The organism is Streptomyces sp. NRRL S-118 (assembly GCF_000716335.1).
Lineage (GTDB): Bacteria > Actinomycetota > Actinomycetes > Streptomycetales > Streptomycetaceae > Streptomyces.
Genome location: NZ_KL591030.1, coordinates 11,602 through 31,765, shown reverse-complemented (window position 1 = coordinate 31,765; position 20,164 = coordinate 11,602). Strand labels below are relative to the sequence as shown.

The 20,164-nt window shown below is 73.4% G+C and carries 18 protein-coding genes; 10 read left to right on the top strand and 8 right to left on the bottom strand.

Translation table 11 applies throughout. The features are described 5' to 3' along the window. Nucleotides 1–495: 495 nt before the first annotated feature. Together IH00_RS0132980 and IH00_RS0132975 are read left to right on the top strand one after the other, a co-directional pair. Complete coding sequence (locus IH00_RS0132980) at nucleotides 496–2,124, top strand: MFS transporter (protein WP_031079748.1); 1,629 nt, start codon at nucleotides 496–498, stop codon at nucleotides 2,122–2,124. A gap of 18 nt (nucleotides 2,125–2,142) precedes the next feature. Then, nucleotides 2,143–2,673, top strand: a complete 531-nt coding sequence (locus IH00_RS0132975) for a hypothetical protein (RefSeq protein ID WP_031079747.1) — start codon at nucleotides 2,143–2,145, stop codon at nucleotides 2,671–2,673. A gap of 131 nt (nucleotides 2,674–2,804) precedes the next feature. Here the strand turns inward: IH00_RS0132975 and IH00_RS0132970 are convergent, their stop codons facing one another. Continuing rightward, nucleotides 2,805–3,398 carry a potassium channel family protein gene (locus IH00_RS0132970; RefSeq protein ID WP_078888091.1) on the bottom strand — a complete coding sequence of 198 codons (594 nt, stop codon included), beginning with the start codon at nucleotides 3,396–3,398 and terminating at the stop codon, nucleotides 2,805–2,807. Nucleotides 3,399–3,608: 210 nt separating this feature from the next. On the opposite strand from IH00_RS0132970, the gene IH00_RS0132965 reads away from it, so the two are divergent. The 6 genes from IH00_RS0132965 (at nucleotide 3,609) to IH00_RS0132940 (ending at nucleotide 9,096) form a co-directional block, all read left to right on the top strand. Continuing rightward, the gene (locus tag IH00_RS0132965) at nucleotides 3,609–4,265 is read left to right on the top strand and encodes an HdeD family acid-resistance protein (RefSeq protein ID WP_039947672.1); all 657 of its coding nucleotides are present in this window, start codon (nucleotides 3,609–3,611) and stop codon (nucleotides 4,263–4,265) included. A 66-nt stretch (nucleotides 4,266–4,331) separates the two neighbouring features. Beyond that, a complete protein-coding gene (locus IH00_RS0132960; RefSeq protein WP_078888090.1) occupies nucleotides 4,332–5,750 on the top strand; it encodes a hypothetical protein in 1,419 nt (472 codons plus the stop codon). Between the two features lie 3 nt (nucleotides 5,751–5,753). Next, entirely contained in the window at nucleotides 5,754–6,617 is an 864-nt protein-coding gene (locus IH00_RS0132955; protein ID WP_052411829.1) for a YhjD/YihY/BrkB family envelope integrity protein, read from the top strand. Between the two features lie 143 nt (nucleotides 6,618–6,760). Beyond that, complete coding sequence (locus IH00_RS0132950) at nucleotides 6,761–7,225, top strand: SHOCT domain-containing protein (protein WP_031079742.1); 465 nt, start codon at nucleotides 6,761–6,763, stop codon at nucleotides 7,223–7,225. A 28-nt stretch (nucleotides 7,226–7,253) separates the two neighbouring features. Next, on the top strand, nucleotides 7,254–7,703 hold the full coding sequence (locus IH00_RS0132945; RefSeq protein ID WP_031079741.1) for a DUF7144 family membrane protein: 450 nt from the start codon (nucleotides 7,254–7,256) through the stop codon (nucleotides 7,701–7,703). Between the two features lie 82 nt (nucleotides 7,704–7,785). Continuing rightward, nucleotides 7,786–9,096 (top strand): diacylglycerol/lipid kinase family protein, encoded by a 1,311-nt coding sequence (locus tag IH00_RS0132940; protein ID WP_039947671.1) that lies wholly within the window; start codon nucleotides 7,786–7,788, stop codon nucleotides 9,094–9,096. 228 nt (nucleotides 9,097–9,324) lie between these two features. Here the strand turns inward: IH00_RS0132940 and IH00_RS39155 are convergent, their stop codons facing one another. Together IH00_RS39155 and IH00_RS39150 are read right to left on the bottom strand one after the other, a co-directional pair. After that, nucleotides 9,325–9,765, bottom strand: coding sequence for a YihY/virulence factor BrkB family protein (locus IH00_RS39155; protein WP_052411828.1), 441 nt, complete (start codon nucleotides 9,763–9,765; stop codon nucleotides 9,325–9,327). Next, entirely contained in the window at nucleotides 9,732–10,085 is a 354-nt protein-coding gene (locus tag IH00_RS39150) for a hypothetical protein (protein WP_052411827.1), read from the bottom strand. The genes IH00_RS39155 and IH00_RS39150 overlap by 34 nt, the downstream gene beginning before the upstream one ends. Before the next feature lie 288 nt (nucleotides 10,086–10,373). Between IH00_RS39150 and IH00_RS0132930 the strand changes: the two genes are divergently transcribed. Beyond that, the gene (locus IH00_RS0132930) at nucleotides 10,374–12,443 is read left to right on the top strand and encodes a SpoIIE family protein phosphatase (protein WP_031079739.1); all 2,070 of its coding nucleotides are present in this window, start codon (nucleotides 10,374–10,376) and stop codon (nucleotides 12,441–12,443) included. Between the two features lie 202 nt (nucleotides 12,444–12,645). Here IH00_RS0132930 and IH00_RS0132925 read toward each other — a convergent pair whose 3' ends face one another. Both IH00_RS0132925 and IH00_RS0132920 read right to left on the bottom strand, forming a co-directional pair. Next, nucleotides 12,646–12,837 (bottom strand): DUF397 domain-containing protein, encoded by a 192-nt coding sequence (locus IH00_RS0132925; RefSeq protein ID WP_031079738.1) that lies wholly within the window; start codon nucleotides 12,835–12,837, stop codon nucleotides 12,646–12,648. Further along, nucleotides 12,834–13,715 carry a helix-turn-helix domain-containing protein gene (locus IH00_RS0132920; protein WP_031079737.1) on the bottom strand — a complete coding sequence of 294 codons (882 nt, stop codon included), beginning with the start codon at nucleotides 13,713–13,715 and terminating at the stop codon, nucleotides 12,834–12,836. Before IH00_RS0132920 ends, IH00_RS0132925 begins: the two co-directional genes overlap by 4 nt. Nucleotides 13,716–13,872: 157 nt before the next feature. On the opposite strand from IH00_RS0132920, the gene IH00_RS0132915 reads away from it, so the two are divergent. After that, a complete protein-coding gene (locus tag IH00_RS0132915) occupies nucleotides 13,873–14,322 on the top strand; it encodes an ATP-binding protein (RefSeq protein ID WP_031079736.1) in 450 nt (149 codons plus the stop codon). A 23-nt stretch (nucleotides 14,323–14,345) separates the two neighbouring features. Here IH00_RS0132915 and IH00_RS0132910 read toward each other — a convergent pair whose 3' ends face one another. The 3 genes from IH00_RS0132910 to IH00_RS0132900 all read right to left on the bottom strand — a co-directional run bounded on the left by IH00_RS0132910 (nucleotide 14,346) and on the right by IH00_RS0132900 (nucleotide 20,155). After that, on the bottom strand, nucleotides 14,346–15,101 hold the full coding sequence (locus IH00_RS0132910; protein WP_031079735.1) for a thioesterase II family protein: 756 nt from the start codon (nucleotides 15,099–15,101) through the stop codon (nucleotides 14,346–14,348). A 14-nt stretch (nucleotides 15,102–15,115) separates the two neighbouring features. Beyond that, complete coding sequence (locus IH00_RS0132905; RefSeq protein ID WP_031079734.1) at nucleotides 15,116–15,901, bottom strand: thioesterase II family protein; 786 nt, start codon at nucleotides 15,899–15,901, stop codon at nucleotides 15,116–15,118. A 147-nt stretch (nucleotides 15,902–16,048) separates the two neighbouring features. Next, nucleotides 16,049–20,155, bottom strand: coding sequence for a type I polyketide synthase (locus IH00_RS0132900; RefSeq protein WP_234335052.1), 4,107 nt, complete (start codon nucleotides 20,153–20,155; stop codon nucleotides 16,049–16,051). Nucleotides 20,156–20,164: the final 9 nt, after the last annotated feature.

Genomic DNA, 20,164 nt, shown 5'->3' with positions numbered 1-20,164 from the left:
CCTTGTTGTACGTGCCCGGGCACGTTGACTTCAACTCGCCCGCCGTGTCGTGCGATTGCCTCGCGCATGTGTACGGCAACGCGGCCGACCATCCGGACCGGGCGCGCCGGTATCCGTCGGACATGACAGACGCGGAGCGGGCGGCCGTTGCTGCCGGTGCCTGCCTGGTTCCAGGGGCGGGGTGGACGGCCCGAGGGCTACTGTCATCGGCAGTTGTTGGACGCGGTCCGCCACCTGGTCGCGGGCGGGATCTCGTGGCGGGCGATGTCCCGCGGACTTCCCCGATTGGGGCCGGGTCTACGCCTTCCTTGCGCACGCGCAAGCCAGGAGGGGTTGTGGCGCATCCGTGACTCCTCGACGGCGGCCCCTCCCCCGCGGCGGGTGAGGCACGGCACGCGCACTTCGGCTCCGATGGACAGGAGCGGCGGGCCGTGCGCGGTCCGCTGCCCGGCCGACTCCGTCGGCGTACCGCACCGACTCGGCGAGGTGGACACTGTGAAGCGCTGGCGGGCCCTGGCCGTCCTCGGTACGGCACAGTTCCTGATGGTCCTGGACACCTCCGTCATGAACGTGTCCATCAGTCAGCTGGTCGAGGACTTCGACACGGAGGTCACCGCCATTCAGGCCGTCATCACTCTGTACGCGCTGGTGATGGCGGCCTTCATGATCACCGGGGGCAGGCTGGGGGACATCCTGGGGCGTCGGCGCATGTTCCTCGTGGGCCTGGTCGTCTACGCCGCAGGGTCGGCCCTGACCGCCGTGGCACCCACGTTGTGGGTCCTCACGCTGGGCTGGTCCATCATCGAGGGACTCGGAGCCGCCATGGTGCTGCCCGCCATGGCCGCCCTTGTCGCGGAGTCCTACCAGGGGCGGGACCGGGCCATCGCCTACGCAGTCATCGGCGGACTCGCCGGAGCCGGGATCGCGGTCGGCCCGCTGCTGGGCGGCTGGGTGACGACATACCTCACCTGGCGGCTGGTGTTCGCCGGCGAGGTCGTGATCGTCCTGGCCGTGCTGCTGTGCCGCCGGGCGATCGCGGCGCCCGCCCCGGTCCGCCCGCGTCCCCGGCTGGACGGCGTCGGTGCCGTCCTGTCGGCGACCGGGCTGGCGCTGTGTGTGCTCGGCGTGCTGCAGAGCAGCACCTGGGGATGGGTGCAGCCCCGCAACGCACCGTTCACCGTGCTCGGCTTCGCCCCGACACTGTTCGTCGTCGGGGCCGGAGCTGCCGTCCTGGCGGTCTTCCGGCACTGGGAACGGCGCCGGAAGGACCAGGGCGCCGACCCGCTCGTCGACCTGTCCCTGCTGCACAGACCCGTGCTGCGGTCCGGCCTGCTGACCCTGCTGAGCCAGAACCTCATCCTGCTGGGGCTGTTCTTCGCCATTCCGCTGTACCTGCAGGTGGTGCAGGGTTTCGACGCCTTCCAGACGGGACTGCGCCTGCTGCCGGTGTCCGCCACCATGCTCGTGACCTCTCTGTGCGCGTCCTCGCTGGGACGGGTGTGGGGGCCGCGCCGGGTGGTCCGGCTGGCCCTGGTGACCCTCACCGCGGCCATCGTGTGGCTCCTCGCCACCATCGACCCGGTCATCGACGACGCGCAGTTCGCCGGCGCCATGGCCCTGCTCGGCGTGGGCGTCGGCCTTCTCGCCTCGCAGTTGGGCAATGTCGTTCAGTCCAGCGTCGGCAAGGGGGAACGCAGCGAGGCCGGAGGACTCCAGTTCACGGCACAGAACCTGGGCTCGGCGCTGGGCACCGCGCTCATCGGGTCCATCCTGATCGGTGCGCTGGCGCACGCCTTCACCACACAGGTCGAGGACAATCCGCAGCTCACCGCAGAGACCCGTGAGCAGGTCGGTGTCTCCCTCCAGGCCGGGATCACCTTCGTCCCCACCGATCAGGTGCGCTCGGCGGCCGAGCGTGCCGGCCTGCCGCCGTCCGAAGCCGACGCCGTCGCGGACTCCTACGCCTCCGCGCAGCTGGACGGCCTCAAGGCAGCGATCCTCGCGACCGGCGGCATCGCCCTTGCCGCTTTCCTGGTCACACCGCACCTGCCCACCGCCCCGCACCACCGTGCGGAGCAGCCGGACGGCGACGCTCCGGGCGGAGAGTCCGGGCCCGCGAGCTGAGCCGGAGGGATCGGGCAGGTGTCCAGAGGAACCGCAGCAGGACCGGCCACGGACCGCCGGGCACGTCGCGCCGAACGCCGGGCCCACGCCGACTACACAGGCGCCGTCTACGGCTCCATGCTCGCCGCCTCCGTGGTGGTCGGTGCCGGCTCCCTGGGCTCGTTCCCCCGCACCGAGCTGGTTGTGCTGTTGATGCTCACCAGCGTGGTGTTCTGGATCGCGCACGTGCACGCGCAGCTGTTCGGGGCACGCCTGGCCCAACGGGCACCGGACCGCCGCGTCGTGCTGCGCGTGTGCCGCGAGGAGTGGCCCATCGTCAAGGCCGCCGTCCCGCCGGCCGCCGCGGTGGCGGTCAGCCCTCTCCTGGGCCTCGACGTGCGGGGTGCCCTCTGGCTGGCTCTTGCCGTCGCCGTGGCCGACCAGGTGGGCTGGTCCGTGGCCGCGGCTCGCCGCGCCGGTGCGTCCCGGCGGCTCATGGCCGCAACGGCGTCGGTCAATCTCCTGCTCGGCCTGCTGATCGTCTCCTGCAAGATCGTACTGACGCATTGATACGGAGCTGTCCGGATGCTCGCCGCCGAGCACAGGGGCACCCGCACCGGGTCGGGCCCGGCGGAGCCGCAGGGCGGACGATCACAGGAATGCCCCGGCGACCGCCTCACGCGTGGCCACCGCCGGGACGGTCAGGGTCCGGCCTCCTGGTCCGGCGCGTCTCGGCGCTGCCGGCGCAGCCCCGCCTGGACCGCGCCCGCCAGGACCCGCGCGGCGACCCCCACGAGCAGCAGCCCGCCGAACATCTGCAGCATCGTCAGCACCCGCCCGGTCTGCGAGCGTGCCGCGATGTCCCCGAAGCCGACGGTGCTGAACGTGGTCAGAGTGAAGTAGAGGGCGTCCGTCCTGGTCAGCGGTTCGCTGAAGGAGCCCGGGGAGGAGTGGTCCAGCAGGTAGTAGGCGCCGGCGAAGAGGATGAGGAACAGTGCCAGCGTGGCGACCAGGGCCTCGACGGCCTTCAGACGTGGATGCGGTGAGCGGACGATGGCCCGCACCTCCCAGCCGAACACCAGCAGCACCGCCGCCAGACCGCCCAAGAGCAGTGCCGACGCACCGGCCGTGCCCCGCTCGTCCAGGGGCAGCAGGTAGTAGGCGGTGACGAGGCCGACGGCTATGAACACGGCGCGGGTGACGGATACGACCGCCGCCCGACGAAGGCGGGGCCGACCGGGAACGTCCGGCCCGGACGGCGTCCGGTCCGTGCGGGCTGCGCTCTGGTCGCTCATCTCGTGTCTCTTCGTTCCGTCCCGTCGCTCCGTCCCGCGGCGCCCGGCGGGTGTGCCGCACGGCCGGTCGACCGCGCGCCGAGCGATACCCACCTCACCGCCACGACGGCGCCGACGGATCACCTGTGGTGGGTGATCCGCGCTCCCCGGGGCGGGCGTGACCCTGGCCGTCAGGTCCCCGGCACACCGCCGATCACGCCAGGAGGAGCCATGACCATGCCGCGCGGTCCGGCATCGCGCACCGGACAGGAAAACCGGCCCGGCGGGACGGCTCCCGGCGCGAGGGGTGATCCCGCCGATGCGCTCGCGCGGCTCGGCCACTCCTGGCCCTGGCTGCTGGGCTCGGCAGCCGCGACCCTGATCCCGGGTGTCCTCGTACTGGTCTGGCCGGAGGCGACCCTGCACGTCCTGGCCGTCCTCATCGGCCTGTACCTGCTGGTGATCGGGGCTTTCCGGTTCGTGGACGTCTTCGCGCGCGGAGGCCACGAACGGCTGCCGGCGCTGCTCCTGGCCGTGCTGTACCTCCTGGCCGGGGTGCTGTGCCTGCGGAACCCCCTGCAGACGATCGCCGCGCTCTCGCTGATCGTCGGGGCCGTCTGGCTCATCTCGGGGATCCTCACCCTGTACGCGGCCCTCACCGCCGAGGACCTGCCGCACCGCGGCATCGTCCTGGGCGCCGCGCTGCTCGGCATCGTCGCGGGGATCGTGGTCCTCGCCCTGCCGACCGAGTCGGCCCGGGCCCTGACCCGCCTGCTCGGCCTGTGGCTGGTCCTGCTCGGCCTGGCGGAGGCGGTGGTCGCCCTCGCGTGGCGGGCCATGCTCCGCAAGACGCGCCCCGGCCCGCACGCCCCGGCCGGGACGGCCTGACACCGCAACCGAAGGGCCCGGCGCGCGCCCCGGCCGCGACCGGGTCCTGGACGGAAGGCAGCACTCATGAACCCAGCCGTGTCCCCCGATCCGCCGGACTCCGGCGGATCCGCGACCCCGAAGCACGTCATGACCGCCGACGAGCGGGCGGAGTACGAGCGGTTGCGCCGTCACGCGGCGGTGCGCCACCGGGGGGTGCGCCGGGCCGGCGCCTCGGTCCTCCTCCTGCTGACCCTGCTGCTCGCCCCTCTGGCCGTGGTCGCGGCCTGGGTCCAGGACACGGTCTCCGACACCGACAGGTACGTGGAGACCGTCGCGCCGCTGGCGTCCGAGCCCGCCGTGCAGGACGCCGTGATCAACCGGCTCACGGACCGCGTGGTGGCCAACGTGGACGTCAAGGCGGTGACGGACTCGCTCGCCAAGGCCCTCCAGGACGCCGGGGCACCACCCCGCGTGGTGGAGGGGGCCGGAGCCCTCACCGCTCCGCTGCAGGACGCGGTCAGGACCGTCGTGGACCGCACGATCAGCCGGGTCATCACCAGCGACACCTTCCAGCAGGTGTGGGAAGGCGCCAACCGGCGGTCGCACGCCGCGGTGGTGAACATGCTCACCGGGGACGGCGAGGGCGCCCTGCGCGCCGAGGGCGGAACCATCCAGCTGGATGTGGGAGAGGTCGTCGACCAGGCCCGGGAGCGGCTCGTCGCCGCGGGCTTCGAGAAGGCCTCCGCCATCCCGGACACCGACCGGACGATCACGCTGTTCGAGACCGAGCAGCTGGGCAAGGCGCAGGACACGATGCGACTGCTGGACGTCATGGGCGTCTGGCTGCCCGTGCTGACCGTGGTGCTCGCCGTGCTCGCGGTGTGGACGGCGCCGGCACACCGGGTGATGCTGATGGTCACGGCAACGGGCGTCGGCGTGATGATGGTGGTGCTGCTCGTCGCCCTGGCCGTGGTCAGACGGGTCTACCTGGACTCGGTTCCGCCCGCGACGCTGCCCACCGACGCGGCCGCGGCGATCTTCGACACGTTCGTCCGGTTCCTGCGCGACAGTACGCGCACTCTGCTGGTCGTGGCGGTGGTCATCGCCCTGGTCGCGTATCTCTACGGCCATGGACGCCCGGCCCGCGCCCTCCGCGGGGCGACGGACCGCGGAACAACGGCAGCCGGCCGGGCGCTGCACGGCGCCGGAGTGCGTACCGGGTCCACGGGACGCTGGCTGGCGGGGCACCGGGCGTGGACCACCGGCGGCGTCATCGCGGCCGCAGCGCTGACGCTGGTGCTCTGGAACCGCCCCTCGGTCGGAGTGGTGGCGCTCGTTCTCGGCGTCGCCCTGCTCGTCGTGCTCGTCCTGGCGATCCTCGCGGCCGCGTCCGGACCGGCGGACGGGACGGCGAGCGGACCGACGGACGGACCGACGGACGGGACGGCGAGCGGACCGACGGACGGACCGGCGGATCCGACGGCGGGCCGGGCGGTCCCGTGAGTCATGGTCCGGGACCCCGGGCCTCGGGAGCGGGAGCCGTCCCGCGGGCGCGCGGGACGGCTCGCCGCGCGCCTGCGTGCGGGGCCCGCGGCCCGGCTGCTGTCCCGCCTGTCGGCGCTCAACATCGTGGAGGGCTCCGTACGGCTGGCCGCGCAGGCGTTTCTCACCGCGCTCCCGCTGCTGATGGCGGTCGCGGCCTTCGCCCCCGACCGGGTGCAGGACCTGCTGGCCGATTCCCTCCGGGCGGTGCTGGGCATGGGCGGCGACACCCTCGACGAGATGCGCCAGGTGTTCTCCGCGACCGGCACGCCGCGGAACACCGCCGGGGCGGTCGGCGTGGCGGTGACGCTCCTGTCGGCCACGGCGTTCACCCGGGCCCTCCAGGCGGTGTGCGAGCGGTGCTGGCATCTGCCGCGTGCCCCGCTGCGGGCCGCGGTCTGGCGCTGGCTGCTGTGGCTGGTCGTCTGGCTGGCCTTCCTCCTGCTCCAGGCGCCGTTGCGCGGCGGGTTCGGCGGGGGCCCGGTCACGGGGCTGGTGCTCTCCGTGCTCTCGGCGGCGCTGCTGTGGTGGTGGTCGCAGCACCTGCTGCTGGGCGGCCGGGTCGGCTGGCGGAGCCTGGCGCCGGGAGCCCTGCTGGCGGGCGCCGGTACGGTCCTGCTGAGCAAGGCCGCCCGTCTGCTGATGCCCACGGCCATGGAGCGCAGCCTGGACGAGTTCGGGCCCCTGGGCCCCGTCTTCACGTTCCTCTCCTGGCTGATCGCCGTCTTCCTCGTGGCCGTCTCCGGCCTGGCGCTCGGCGAGTACGTCTCCTCCACCTCCTGGTACCGGTCGGCCGCGCTCCCCCGCCGCGGGCGGACCGGCCCCTGACGCGACGGCGGCAGCCGGCCTGCCGGTACGCCTCACCGCCGCGCACACTCACCCTCGCCGGGTGAGGACGTCCGGTGTGACCGTGGGCACGCTGGAACGGCACAGAACCGCTGCCGGGCCGGCGCCCTGGACGGAGGACGGACATGAGCGCACCGACTTACCTGGCGTACGACTTTCCGCTGCTGAGCGCCTTCTGGACGATGCTCGTCTTCTTCCTGTGGGTGCTGTGGTTCGTCCTGCTGTTCCGGATCATCGCCGACATCTTCCGTGACGACGACATGAGCGGTGGGGCGAAGGCCGGCTGGCTGGTGTTCTGCATCGTTCTGCCCTTCCTCGGGGTGTTCGTCTACGTGATCGCCCGGGGCAGGAACATGGGCCGCCGGGAGGCGGCGCAGGCGCGCGCCCAGCAGGAGGACTTCAACGCCTACATCAGGCAGACCGCGGCCGCCGGCCGCACCAGCAGCGTCGACGAGCTCGCCAGGCTGTCCGAGATCCGCGACCGGGGCGACATCACGGACGAGGAGTTCAGGAGGGCGAAGGAACTGGTCCTGGCCGGCCACGGTCCGGCCCCGCATGCGGGCTCCGCCGACCGCACCGCCGACCGCTGACAGCGCACACCACGAAACGAGGCGCAAGATGACCACGACACACACCCGACCGGTCCACACGGCCAAGCAGGAGTGGGCAGCCGGCCTTGCGGCCTTCGCGGCGGTGATGCTCCTCCTCGTCGGCATCCTCGACATCTTCCGCAGCGTCATGGCCATCGCCGAGGACGACATCTTCGTCACGACACCCAACTACGTCTTCGCGTTCGACCTCACCTCCTGGGGCTGGATCCATCTCGGTCTGGGCGTGCTCGCCGTGATCGTCAGCATCGGGCTGCTCCGGGCGGCGATGTGGGCGCGCGTCCTCGGCGTGGCCATCGCCGGGCTCGTCATCGTCGCCAACTTCCTCTCCCTCCCGTACTACCCGGTGTGGTCGATCGTGATGATCGCGCTCTCGGCCTTCATCATCTGGGCCCTGTGCGTGTTCCGGAAGGAGGGGTTCCTCGACACGTACGGCGAAGGCCCCCCGAGGAAGCCGTGAGGCTGCGCGGGACCACGGGCGGAGGACCCGGCGCGGGGCTGCGACACGGCGCGCACGCGGAACCCCGGGTCGTGCAGTCACCATGACCGTGCGCGACAGCAGTGCCGGACGCGCTCGTCTGGCCGTGCTCGCTCTCGCCGGCTGCATCCTGGTGCCGCTCGTCGCCGCCGGTCTGCGCAGCGTGCTGTGGGCGCTGGCCGGTCTCGCCGGACTGGTGCTCGCGGCCATCGGCGTGTGGTGGGCCCTGGCGCACACCGGTCCGCTGCGCGTCCTCGGGACGGCCCTGTCGGTGACCGCGCCGGTCGCGGTCCTCGCCCTGTTCGCCGCGTTCGGCATGCTCTGGCCGGCGGTGGTGTCCCTCGTCCTGTGGGCGCTGGCCGTCACAGCGGCGCGTACGGCCGTGGCGCCCTCCGGCGCCACCGCCGAGCATGTGGTCACCGGGGCACCGCACGCCCCCTGGATCGTCATGAATCCGCGCTCCGGAGGCGGCAAGGTGGGCCGTTTCGGCCTGGTGGCGAAGGCCGAGGCGGCGGGTTGCCGGGTCGCCCTGCTCGAAGCGGGGCAGGACGTCGTCGAACTGGCCCGGCAGGCCGTCGCCGAGGGGGCCGACCTCCTGGCGGTGGCGGGCGGCGACGGCACCCAGGCGCTGGTGGCCGAGGTCGCGGCGCACCATGACGTTCCGTTCGTGGTGGTCCCCGCCGGGACCCGCAACCACTTCGCCCTCGATCTCGGCCTCGACCGCGACGATCCGGCGGCGGCCCTGGAGGCCCTGACCGACGGCGTCGAACTGCGCGTCGATCTCGGCTACGCCGCCGACCGGGTCTTCGTCAACAACGCCTCGTTCGGCATGTACGCGTTCGTCGTCACCGACCCCGCGTACCGGGACGCCAAAGCCCGCACGACCCTGCGCACCCTCCCCGGCCTCCTCACCGGTGAGGAGGCGCCCAGGCTGCGCACGCGGGCCGACGGGACGTACGTCGACGGGCTGCAGGCGCTGCTCGTCAGCAACAACCCCTACGGACGTGCCGTCGACGCGGCCCGTCCCGGGCGCAGGGAGCGGCTGGACTCCGGGCTCCTCGGCGTGGTGTGCGTCCGGGTCGCCAACACCGCCCAGGCGGCGCGCATCGTGCGCGGCCCCGGCTCCGGGGGTCTGATCCGGCTGAGCGCAGGGGAAGTCGTCGTCGAAGCCGACACGGCGACCCTCCCGGTCGGCATCGACGGGGAGCACGTCGTTCTGCCGTCACCCGTGGTGTGCCGCAGCGCGCCCGGGGCACTGCGGGTCCGCGTGCCACGCCGTCGCCCCGGTACGCCGAGGTCGGGCGGGGCACCGGCCGACTGGCCCCGCGTGGCACGCCTGGCGCTGGGCCCTCTGTTCCACCGGCCGGGGACATGACGCGCTCGGACGCGGCATGCGGTACCCGGCGGCGGCGGGAGAACGGATGGTGCCGTGCCGGTGTGTCCCTCGCTCCGAGCCGTGTCCCGCCCGGCCGATCGGTTCGAGGTGGTGGCCGCACCCGTCGGCACCTCGGACAGCCGGCCCCGGCGCGCCCGCCCGGGGTCCGGCGTCCGGCGGCTGACGTCCGCGGCGCGTGGGTCCGGGCCGGCCCCTCGGCACGGCGTGTCAAGCCAGGGGGCCGGGGCCCCTCCCGCGGGGGAGCGGAGCCCCTGGACCGTACCCGCCCGTGCGGTCGGTGAGCATGCGGCCCACCACCGCGCCCAAGTGGATCACCACCCCCACCGCCACCAGCCACGAAATGATGATCATGACCACGCCGACGGGGCCGTACCGCTGTTCGTTGGCCACGATCGAGGCGGAGAAGTAGCGCGCGGAGAACAGGCCCAGGCCCAGCCAGCACACGCTGGTGATCAGTGCGGGAGGGAGGAGGGCGCGCCAGCGCACCACTCCGGACAGGAGCACCCAGATGGTGGCCCACCAGAAGGCGGCCGCCCACAGAAACCCCGTGAGACTCCTCAGCGGCAACCCCCCGGTCACACGGCCCAGTGCGGTCTGGACGGCGCCGAAGACGATCAGGAAGACGAGCCAGACCACCTGGACCGCCACGTCACGCCACCCGTGGCGGGGACGTCGAAGAGCAGTTGGTACCAGCTCTGCAGGGTGCCCGCGACGGCCACGGCCCCCAGTGCCATGAGAGCGCCGCTCACCACCGTCACGGTGTCCGAGCCGGGCCCGGGAACGAAGAGCGATGCCACGGCGTCCGCCGCCTCCTGGTTCACTCCCAGCCACCGGATGACGACCGCTGCGGTGTCGCGGCCCGTCGCCGCCGTGAGGACGATGAGCATCGGGAAGAAGCACAGCAGCGCGAGTGCGGCCAGCTGGAGCGCGTGGTTGAAGAAGTCGGCCGCCGTGAGCCGGCCCCACATGGCGTCCCACAGCCTGCCCGGCCGGCTCTTCCGGATGCGCCGGGCCGTTCGCGCTCCCCACCCCTCACCCCTCGACGACGGACCTGCGCGCCTGTCATGACCCTCGCCTCCCATACCGGCATGAAAACCTGCCGGCTCCTGCCTGTCATGCCGTCGTCGGCCGGTCGGCGCAGCGTGGCGCACACCTGCGGATGCGGACGGAGGGGTGGGCGCGGGACGCTGGGAGTACCTGCGGTGAGCCGGCATGGAGGTGCCGGAGCGCGTGCGAGGGAGCCGGGAGGTGGTTCCATGGACGGCAGGGCTTCCGGCCGGCCGGAGGACGAGGCGGCGGTGTCGATGCTGGACGCCTTGTTCCATCAGTCCCCGATCGGGCTGCATCTCCTGGATTCCGAGCTGCGGGTGGTGCGGGTCAACACCGCGACACCCGTGATGCGGGGCGTGTCCGTGGACGATCTCGTGGGACGCCCGGCCCGCGAGGTCTACGACATGGTCGAGGACGATGTCGACGGGCTGCTCGGCGGCGTCCTGGACACGGGTGTACCGCTGCTGGGGCGCCTCGTGCGAGCCCGCCTGAACGGAGTTCCGCGGTATTACGAGCTGACCGCCCTGCGTCTGCAGAGCCCGAGTGGAGCCGTGCTGGGCGTGGCCGCCGCTGTCGTCGACGTCACGGAGCAGAAGCGTGCCGAAGCCCGCACGGGTGTGCTCGGCGCCGTGCGCACGCGCGTGGGCCGCAGCCTGGACCCCGCCGTGACAGGGGAAGAACTCGCCGCGACGGTGGTCCCCGGCTTCGCCGACGCCGCGGTGGTGGAGGTGGTGGACACGGTCCTCCGGGGCGATGACCCGCCGCTCGCCCCGCTGCCACCGGGCGTGCCTCTGCTGCGCACCGCCTTCGCGGGCGGCAACGCCCTCCCGACCCAGGCTTTCCCGGTGGGCGAGGTGTGCCTCCTGCCGGCCCCGACGCCCTTCAGCCAGGCCCTCACCGACCTGCGGCCGCGTCTGCTGGCGCTGGGCTCAGACCTTGACTGGGGCAGCGTGGACGGCGCGCGAGCCAGGACCCTCCGCTCCGTCCGGGCGCATTCCCTCCTCGTCGTCCCCTTGACCCTGCACGGTGCGGTCCTCGGCCTGATCAGCCTGTACCGGAGGGAACCGTCGCCCCCCTTCGAGACGAGCGACCTGGCGCTCGCCGTGGAGATGGCCACCCATACGGCGCTCTGCATGGACAACGCACGCCGCTACATACGCGAACACGCCATCGCGGCGACCGTGCACCGGCAGCTCCTGCCCCGCCGGCCCCAGACCCACGCGTCGATCGAGACCAGCTTCCTCTCCGTCGCGGGCGTCGGCCCCGGTGCCTGGTACGACACGATCGCCCTGCCGAGCGCCCGTACCGCCTTGGTGGCGGGCCGCGTGTCCGGACGCCCGCTCAGCGCTGCCGCGACCATGGGGCAGTTGCGTACCGCCATACGGTCCCTGGCGGCCTTCGACCTGAGCCCGGATGAGCTCCTCGCCCGCCTGCACGGCACAGCCGATCAGCTGGCGGCCGAACGCGCGTGCCTGCCCGTCGGCGATCCGCTGCGGAGCGAGGCGCTCACCGCCGAATGCGTGTATGCGGTGCATGATCCCCTGACCGGCAGGTGCACCCTGGCCGCGGCAGGCTGCCTGACCGCCCTCGTCGTGCACCCCGACGCCACCGTGACCGTACCCACCACACCGGCCGGGCCCCGCCTCGGTACGACTCAGCACACACCCTTCGTCGCCACCGACGTCGAGGTGCCGGATGGAAGCGTGCTGGTCGTGGCGAGTGACCCGGGCATCGCCTCCTCCCTGGCATCGCCGTCCGCGCCACTGGCCTCTGCGCCCGATCTCCGCGACCGGCCCCTGCAGGACTTGTGCGACACACTCGTGTACCGGCTCCCGCCCGACGTCATCGCCCGCCACCCGGCGGTGATCGTCGCGCGCACCCGGGCCTTCCCGCCCGACCGGTGCGCCTCGTGGCAGCTCGACCAGGAACCGGCCGCTGCCGCCCTCGCGCGACGCCATACCCGCGGACAACTCGCCGAGTGGGGCGTGGATGACGACATTTGCCACAGCACCCAGCTCATCGTGAGCGAACTCGTCACCAACGCGGTCCGCTACGGCATGCCTCCCATCCTGCTGCGTCTCATTCACGACAGCACGCTGACCTGCGAGGTACGGGACGCGGGCTTGGCGACGCCTCACCTGAGGCACGCAGGCACCACCGAGGAGGGCGGGCGCGGTCTGTTCATCACCGCCCAGCTCGCCGACACGTGGGGTACCCGGTACACGCCTCCGGGCAAGACGATCTGGACCGAACAAACACTGTCGTCCCCGACCTGACCCGCTGATGCGACCACCGGTGCCCGTCCGTCACGGGTCGAGCGGCCGCCACGCCGTCGCCGCCACGCCGTCGCTGGCACGTCCCGGCAACGCCGGCTTCGAGCCGCGGGGCGACCTCACACCCGCACCCGACGCCTCCGCGCCCGGGAAGGTGTGCCGTCCTGCCGCGCTCAGCGGACGCGGCGGACGGCACCTCTCGGGCTCAGCGCTCCGACGCGAACCGCACGAACCGCTGCCAGCCGTCGCGGCCGACCGACAGGGCCGGGCGGCTCACGTCCTTGGAGTCCCGTACGTGGACGGCCTGTTCGGCGATCGCGACCTCCACGCAACTGTCGCCCTCACTGCCGCTGTAGCCGGACTTGAACCAGGCGAGTCCCGCCGTGCCGTTGCTCATAGCTCTCCTCGCAGTCGCTCCAGCAGGTCCCTGGATTCCTTCGGGCTCAGGGCCTGCGAGCGCAGTGTTTCATAGCGATGGCAGAGCACACTCACCTCTTTCGAGTCGGAGATGAGCCGCCCGTTCTTCTGCCCCTCCGAGTACCCGAGCCGTCGGCCCTCCGGTGTCTCCAGCACCTGCACCGGACCGTCCAGACAGGCGTGCAGCCCCGCGTCCAGCGGGACCACCTGCAGCGTCACATTGCGCGGGGCGCTCCGCTCCAGCACATGCTCCAACAGCCCGCGCATCGCCTCCGCGTCCCCGAACCGCCGCCGGAACACATGCTCCTCGACGATGAAGCTGAACGGCACGGTGGGCTTCTCCCGCATCATCCGCTGCCGCTCCATCCGCGCGATCAGCTGCGCCTCCAGCTCCTCGTCGGTCCGCAGCGGGATCGTGCCCTCGAACACCGCCCTCGCGTACTCTTCCGACTGCAGCAAGCCCGGCACCAGCCGGCACTCGTACGTGCACAGGCTCACCGCCTCCCGCTCCAGCCGCGCCCATCGCCGGAACCACGCCGCGAGGCCCACCTCGCCCCGGCTGAGATGGCGAGCGGCCCTGCGCAGCGCGCCGGTGTTGCCCAGCGCTTCCTCCGCACGCTCGACGAACGCCTCGTCCGGCATCCGGCGGCCCAACTCCACCGACTCCACGGTGTGTCGGGAGTACTGGACGACGGCGGCCAGCTCGCCCCGGCTGAGCCCCGCGTGTTCGCGCAACGCCTGGACGACCGCGCCGAACGTGCGCAGACTGTCCGACGGGTGGGGTTCCCGCTCCCCCTCCCCCGCCGGAACCGTCCGGGAGCCCACTCCCGTGGCCGTCTCCGCTTCGGCGATGTCCATCCGCCGCCCCTCTCTCCAGCCGCTCGAGCCCGTACACGTTCGGCACTCAGCGTGACGGCTGGGCGGGCGTACCGTCCACTCTTTGTGCCCGTACGCTGACTCGGCGTACGGGGTGCGAGGCTCGCGTACCGTCGCATCCGGACGTCACGCTGGCGCCATGAACCAACCCGCTCCCCCTTTCACCACCTCTCCCCTGGCCTTCACGCAGCTGCTGTCCTCCACACGGCGCGGTGCCCGGCTCGCCCGGCTGCTCAGCGTGAGCCAACTGCGGTCCTGGGGCGCCCCGCAGGACCTCACGGAGCGTGCCGAGATCGTCGTGGCGGAGCTTGCGGCGAACGCCGTACTCCACGGCCATCTGCCCGGTCGCAGCTTTCGGCTGACCCTCGGGTTCGAGGCTCCGCCGGGCCGCCGCCTTCGCATCGACGTCACCGACGCGCGCGGGGACAGGTGGCCGGTGGTCCGTCCCGCGAGCGCCGCACCCGGCGCAGTGCTCCACGCCGGCGGGCGCGGCCTCTCGCTCGTCACCGCGATCGCCGACCACTGGGAGACGCTCCCCCATCCGCCCGGTGGCAAGACCGTGCGGGCCGAACTGGATTCCCCGGCCTGAAGTCCCTCACCCCGCGGGTGCGCTCAGCGATCGAGCGCCTCGCGGATGCGGGCGATCACGGACAGGGCGTGTTCGTTGAGGTAGAAGTGACCGCCGGGGAACTCGTGCAGTGTGAACCCGCCTGTCGTGTGGTCCGCCCACGCGTCGGCCTCCGCCCGGGTGACCTCCGGGTCGGCGGTACCGGTGAGCACCGTGACCGGGCAGCGCAGCAGCGGCGCACCGGGGCTCCGGCGGTAGGTCTCGGCGGCCTGGTAGTCGCCGCGGAACGCCGGCAGCAGGCGGCGCAGCAGCGCGTCGTCCGCCAGCACCTCCGGTCTGGTGCCGCGCAGGGACCTGACGGTGGTGAGGAGCGTCTCGTCGTCGGCGAGGTGGACCGCGTCCTGGTCGCGGTGGCAGGACGGCGCCCGCCGGCCGGAGGCGAACAGCCTCACCGGCTCGACGCCGCCGGCTTCGAGCCGCAGGGCGACCTCGTAGGCGAGGGTGGCTCCGAGGCTGTGGCCGAAGAGCGCCAGCGGACGGTCCGCCCAGGGCCGCAGCTCCTCGGTCACGAGGTCGGCGAGCTCGGCCACGTCGCCGACCGGGGCCTCGTTCCGGCGGTCCTGCCGGCCCGGGTACTGCACGGCCAGCACGTCGACGGCCGGCGACAAGGACCGGGACAGCGGAAAGTAGTACGTGGCCGACCCGCCCGCGTGCGGGAAGCACACCAGGCGCGTGGGAGCGGCGTCCGCCGGATGGTAGCGCCGCAGCCAGGCACCGGTGTTCACGGTCACTTCGCTCATCGTCTCCTCCGTTCTCAGTGGGTGGCCACGGGCCGGGCGAAGGCGGTGAGGCAGTCGCGGACGGCCGCGCCGACCGCGTCCCACTGGTCGCTGAGGTAGAAGTGGCCGCCGGTGAAGAGCCGCAGCTCGAAGGCCGCGTGGGTGTGGTTCTCCCAGGCACGTACCTGTTCCACGGTGGCGGCCGGGTCCTGGCGGCCGGTCATCGCCGTGATGGGGCAGGCCGGTTCGTCCCCTTCCTGGTGGCGGTAGGTCTCGATCGCCCGGTAGTCGCCGCGCAGCGAGGGCAGGATCATGCGGACGATCTCCGGGTCCTCCAGGAGGCCGGCCGCGGTTCCGCTCTGCCGCCGCAGCTCGTCGATCAGGGCGGCGTCGCCCCGCAGGTGGATGTTGCGCGCCGGGACGGGCAGGCACGGCGCGCGGCGGCCCGAGACGATCAGCCCGATGGGCCTGTGCTCGCCCTGCCGCTGCATGCGGCGGACGACCTCGTAGGCGACGACCGCACCCATGCTGTGCCCGAAGAACACCAGGGGCCGGTCCGTCCACGCCTGGATCTCGTCGTGCACGCGGTCGGCGAGTTCGGCGATGGTCACGCACGCCGGTTCGGCGCGGCGGTCCTGGCGGCCCGGGTACTGCACGGCCACCACGTCGGCGGCCGTGCCCACCTCGGCCGCCAGGGGGTGGTAGAAGGACGCCGCGCCACCGGCGTGCGGGAAGCACACCAGGCGCACGGGCGCGTCCTTCTGCGGCGTGGGGCCGGCTTCCCGTATCCACAGGCCGTCGCGTCGACGTGTTCGTTCCATGAGTCCACTTCCTCTCGTTCGGGTGGCCGGTCTTTCGTTCCGGTCGTACGGGGCCGGGCGGCCGGCGGCGGTGGGGGCCGTGCACGTCCCGGCCGGGCACGGGCCGCAGGGCGTCCCGTGCGGTACCGGCCCCCACCGCTCGCCGGTTCAGTCGGACAGCAGCGTCCGCTGGATCAGTTCCTCGAGGTCGAGGTCGTCGATCTCCTGGTCGAGTTCGTCCATGGCCGTCGCCTCGTCGTCCGGACCGTCGGGTACGGGCCCGGCCTCCCCGAACAGCCGGTCCAGCAGGTGCACCGCCAGCGCCGCCGGTGTCGGGTAGTTGAAGATGACCGTCGCCGGGATCTCCACGCCGGTGTCCTTCTTGACGTGGTTGCGGAACTCCACCCCGCTCAGGGAGTCGAACCCGATCTCCTGGAACGACATCCGGGCGTCGAGGTGGTCCGCGGACGGGTAGCCGAGGACGAGGGCCGAGGTGGACAGCAGCAGTTCCTGGACCCTCTCCGTCCGCTCCTCCCGCGACAGGTCGGCCAGCTGCCGCGCGAGCGCCGGCCCGCCGCTCTCCTCGGTCTTGCGGCGCCGCGGGGTGACCATGCCGCGGTACAGGGTGTGCACGGTCTCCTGCTCCTCCAGCCCCGCCCGGTCGAGCACGGCCGGCACCACCAGCGACGTGTCCAGGCGCAGCGCGGTGTCGAACAGCGCGGTCCCGGTCGCGGCGGGGACGGGCACGAACCCGGCACGCCGGAACCGCGCGAGGTCCGCCTCGCCGAGCTCGCCCGCCATGCCGAGCTCCCACGGGCCCCAGGCGAGCGAGACCGCGGGCAGGCCCGAGGCGCGACGGTGGGCGGCCAGCGCGTCGAGGAACACGTTGGCGGAGGCGTAGTTCGCCTGGCCGGCCGTGCCGAACGTACCGGCGACCGAGGAGTACAGGACGAACGCCGCCAGGTCCTGGTCCTTCGTCAGCTCGTGCAGGTGCCACGCCGCGTCGACCTTCGGCGCGAAGACCCGGTCGACCTGCTCCGGCGTCATCGTCCGCACGCTGCTGTCGTCCAGCACACCCGCCAGGTGCACCACCGCGGTCAGCGGTGCCCCGGCCGGGATCCGTGCGAGCTCGGCGGCCAGCGCGCCGCGGTCGGACACGTCGCAGGCGGCCTGCACGACCTCGGCCCCGAGCGCGGTGAGTTCCTCGGCCAGTTCGCCGGCGCCCGGTGCCGCGGGACCGCGCCGGCTGAGCAGCAGCAGGCGTCGCACTCCGTGCCCGGTCACCAGGTGCCGGGCGAACAGCGCGCCCAGGCCGCCGGTGGCACCGGTGAGGAGCACCGTGCCGTCGGTCCACTCCGGACGTCCGGCGGTGGCCGCCGGTGCGGCGGCCAGGCGCGGCACGTACGCCACCCCGCGGCGGATCGCCAGCTGCGGCTCGGACAGGTCCAGCGTCTCCAGGACGGCCCGCGACGCCTCGTCGCCGTCGGTGTCCACCAGGACGAACCGGTCCGGGTGCTCGGCCTGCACGGACCGCATCAGGCCCCACACCGGTGCGAGTGCCAGGTCCGGCGTCTCGTCCGCGCCGAGGGCGACCGCGCCGCGGGTGACGACGACCCGCCGGGTCCCGTCGTCGAGCCAGGTCCGGACCCGGCCGAGCAGCTCGCGCGCGGTGGCCCGGGCCGACGCGGGCAGGTCCGCGCCCGCAGCCGCGGTGACATGGGTGAACTCGGCGTCCGCGCGGCTCGCGCCGCCCGTGTCCGCGAGCGGTGTCCAGTCCAGCGTGAACAAGGAGTCCGCCGCGGCGACCGCGGCGAGCTGGTCCGCGGACGCGGGCATCAGGGCCAGCGACTCGACCGACAGGACCGGCGTGCCGTCCGGCCCGGTGATCAGCAGCGACACCTCGTCGACCCCGATCCGCGCCGCCCGGACCCGGAGGTCCGCACCGCCGGCCGCGTGGAACGTCACCCCGGACCAGGCGTACGGCAGCAGGGTCCGCTTCCGGTCCGGTCCGGCGAGCAGGGCGAGGACCGGATGCAGTGCCGCGTCGAACAGCGCGGGGTGCAGGCCGAATCCGGACGAGGCGTGCGGCACGTCGTCGGGGAGCCGGATCTCGCCGTACGCCTCGTCGCCGGAGCGCCACAGGCCGCGCAGGCCCTGGAAGGCGGGCCCGTACCCGTATCCGCGGTCCACGAGCCCGGGGTAGAAGCCGTCCAGCTCGACCGGGTCGGTGCCCGGCGGCGGCCAGGCGTCCGGCGCGGCCGCGGGTGCGGGGGCCGGTCCGGGGGCGATGACACCGACGGCGTGCCGGGTCCACGACCGCGTCCCCGCCGTCCGCGCGTGGATGCCGATCTCCCGCCGGCCGGCGTCGTCCGCCGCGCCGACGGTGACCTGCAGGTCGACGGCGTTGCCGGTCAGGGCAAGCGGCGTCTGCAGGGTGAGTTCCTCGATCCGGCCGCACCCGGCCGTGTCCATCGCCTGCTGGGCGAGGTCGACGTAGGCCGTCCCGGGGAAGACGGCGCTGCCGAAGATCCGGTGGTCGGCCAGCCAGGTGTCGGTGGCCGGTGCGAGGTGTCCGCTCAGGACGATCTGGTCCCCCACCGCGACGTCGGTGGCCGCCGCGAGGAACGGATGACCGACCGCGGTGAGCCCGGCGCTGCCGACGTCGCCCTTCGGCGGTTCCGGCCGCACCCAGTACCGCTGCCGCTCGAAGGCGTAGGTGGGGAGGTCGGCGTGGTGCCCGGTGACGCCGACGGCCGCGAGGTACGCCCGCCAGTCCACCGCGACGCCCATGACGTGCAAGCGGGCGAGCGCCTCGGCCAGCGCGCGGGGCTCGGGGCGCGACCGGCGCGCCATCGGCACGGCCGTCGCCTCCGGTGCGATGTCGGCGAGGGTCTCGCGGGCCATCGCGGACAGCACGGCGTCCGGCCCGACCTCGACGAACACCTCCACCCCGGCCGCCACGGCGGCGCGCACGCCGTCGGCGAAGCGCACCGCCTCGCGGACGTGGCGCACCCAGTACTCCGGCCGCTCCAGTTCACCGTCCGCGAGGGCGCCGGTGACGTTGGAGACGACGGGCAGGCGCGGTGCCGCGTACGACACCGACCGCGCCACCTGCTCGAACTCCGCCAGCATCGGCTCCATCAGCGGGGAGTGGAAGGCGTGCGAGACCCTCAGGCGCTGGGTCTTGTACCCCTCCCCGGAGAACTTCGCCCTGAGGGCGAGGACGGTGTCCTCGTCGCCGGAGATCACCGTCGAGTGCGGACCGTTCACGGCGGCGATGCAGACGGCGTCCTGGTGGCCCTCGATCGCCGCGCGGATCTCGTCCTCGCGCGCCTGCACGGCGACCATGGCCCCGCCACGGGGCAGTGCCTGCATCAGCCGGCCGCGCGCGGCCACCAGGCGCGCCGCGTCCGCGAGGGAGAACACGCCCGCCACGTGCGCGGCGGCCAGCTCGCCGATGGAGTGCCCGACCAGGACGGACGGAACGACGCCGAGCGACTCCAGCAGGCGGAACGCCGCCACCTCGAAGGCGAACAGCGCCGGTTGGGTCATCGCGGTCTCGTCGAGCAGTGCCGCCGGCTCCGAACCGGGCTCCGCCGCCACGACCTCGTCGATCGGGTGGTCCAGCAGCGGTGCGAGCGCGGCGCCGGCGGCATGCCACGCCTCGGCGAACACGGGGAAGTCCCGCACCAGTTCCCAGCTCATGCCGAGGCGCTGGCTGCCCTGCCCGGAGAACAGGACGCCGACGTCCGGCACACCGCCGGCGGCGCCGGTGATCAGGCCCGCGGCACGCTGCTCGGAGGCCAGCGCGTCCAGTCCGGAGAGCAGTTCCGCCCGGTCGGTGCCGAGCACGACCGCTCGGTGGTCCAGGACCGCGCGCCCGGTGGCGAGCGTCGCCGCGATGTCGCCGACGCGGGGCGCCCGTTCGCCGGAGACCGCGTCGTGCAGGCGTACCGCCTGGGCCGTCAGGGCCGGGGCCGTGCGCGCCGACACCAGCCAGGGCACGACCGCGGCGGGCGCCGTGCCGTCGCCGGCCGCCGTGCCGTCGCCGGCCGGGGCGTCGTCGCCGGCCGGGTCGTCCAGGTCCCCCTGTTCGATGATCACGTGGGCGTTGGTGCCGCTGATCCCGAAGGAGGACACGCCTGCCCTGCGGGGCCGGCCCGCCTCGGGCCACGCGCGCTGCTCGTGCAGCAGCTCCACCGCGCCCCCGGACCAGTCGACGTGCGACGTCGGTGTGCCGGCGTGCAGGGTGCGGGGCAGTACGCCGTGCCGCATGGCCATGGT

What these genes read in the sequence shown, in the direction of transcription:
- IH00_RS0132970 (WP_078888091.1), bottom strand. Translation starts at nt 3,398, where the DNA reads ATGAGCGACCAGAGCGCAGCCCGCACGGACCGGACGCCGTCCGGGCCG.
- IH00_RS0132965 (WP_039947672.1), top strand. Translation starts at nt 3,609, where the DNA reads ATGACCATGCCGCGCGGTCCGGCATCGCGCACCGGACAGGAAAACCGG.
- IH00_RS0132960 (WP_078888090.1), top strand. Translation starts at nt 4,332, where the DNA reads ATGAACCCAGCCGTGTCCCCCGATCCGCCGGACTCCGGCGGATCCGCG.
- IH00_RS0132955 (WP_052411829.1), top strand. Translation starts at nt 5,754, where the DNA reads ATGGTCCGGGACCCCGGGCCTCGGGAGCGGGAGCCGTCCCGCGGGCGC.
- IH00_RS0132950 (WP_031079742.1), top strand. Translation starts at nt 6,761, where the DNA reads ATGAGCGCACCGACTTACCTGGCGTACGACTTTCCGCTGCTGAGCGCC.
- IH00_RS0132945 (WP_031079741.1), top strand. Translation starts at nt 7,254, where the DNA reads ATGACCACGACACACACCCGACCGGTCCACACGGCCAAGCAGGAGTGG.
- IH00_RS0132940 (WP_039947671.1), top strand. Translation starts at nt 7,786, where the DNA reads ATGACCGTGCGCGACAGCAGTGCCGGACGCGCTCGTCTGGCCGTGCTC.
- IH00_RS39150 (WP_052411827.1), bottom strand. Translation starts at nt 10,085, where the DNA reads ATGTGGGGCCGGCTCACGGCGGCCGACTTCTTCAACCACGCGCTCCAG.
- IH00_RS0132930 (WP_031079739.1), top strand. Translation starts at nt 10,374, where the DNA reads ATGGACGGCAGGGCTTCCGGCCGGCCGGAGGACGAGGCGGCGGTGTCG.
- IH00_RS0132925 (WP_031079738.1), bottom strand. Translation starts at nt 12,837, where the DNA reads ATGAGCAACGGCACGGCGGGACTCGCCTGGTTCAAGTCCGGCTACAGC.
- IH00_RS0132920 (WP_031079737.1), bottom strand. Translation starts at nt 13,715, where the DNA reads ATGGACATCGCCGAAGCGGAGACGGCCACGGGAGTGGGCTCCCGGACG.
- IH00_RS0132915 (WP_031079736.1), top strand. Translation starts at nt 13,873, where the DNA reads ATGAACCAACCCGCTCCCCCTTTCACCACCTCTCCCCTGGCCTTCACG.
- IH00_RS0132910 (WP_031079735.1), bottom strand. Translation starts at nt 15,101, where the DNA reads ATGAGCGAAGTGACCGTGAACACCGGTGCCTGGCTGCGGCGCTACCAT.
- IH00_RS0132905 (WP_031079734.1), bottom strand. Translation starts at nt 15,901, where the DNA reads ATGGAACGAACACGTCGACGCGACGGCCTGTGGATACGGGAAGCCGGC.
- IH00_RS0132900 (WP_234335052.1), bottom strand. Translation starts at nt 20,155, where the DNA reads ATGCGGCACGGCGTACTGCCCCGCACCCTGCACGCCGGCACACCGACG.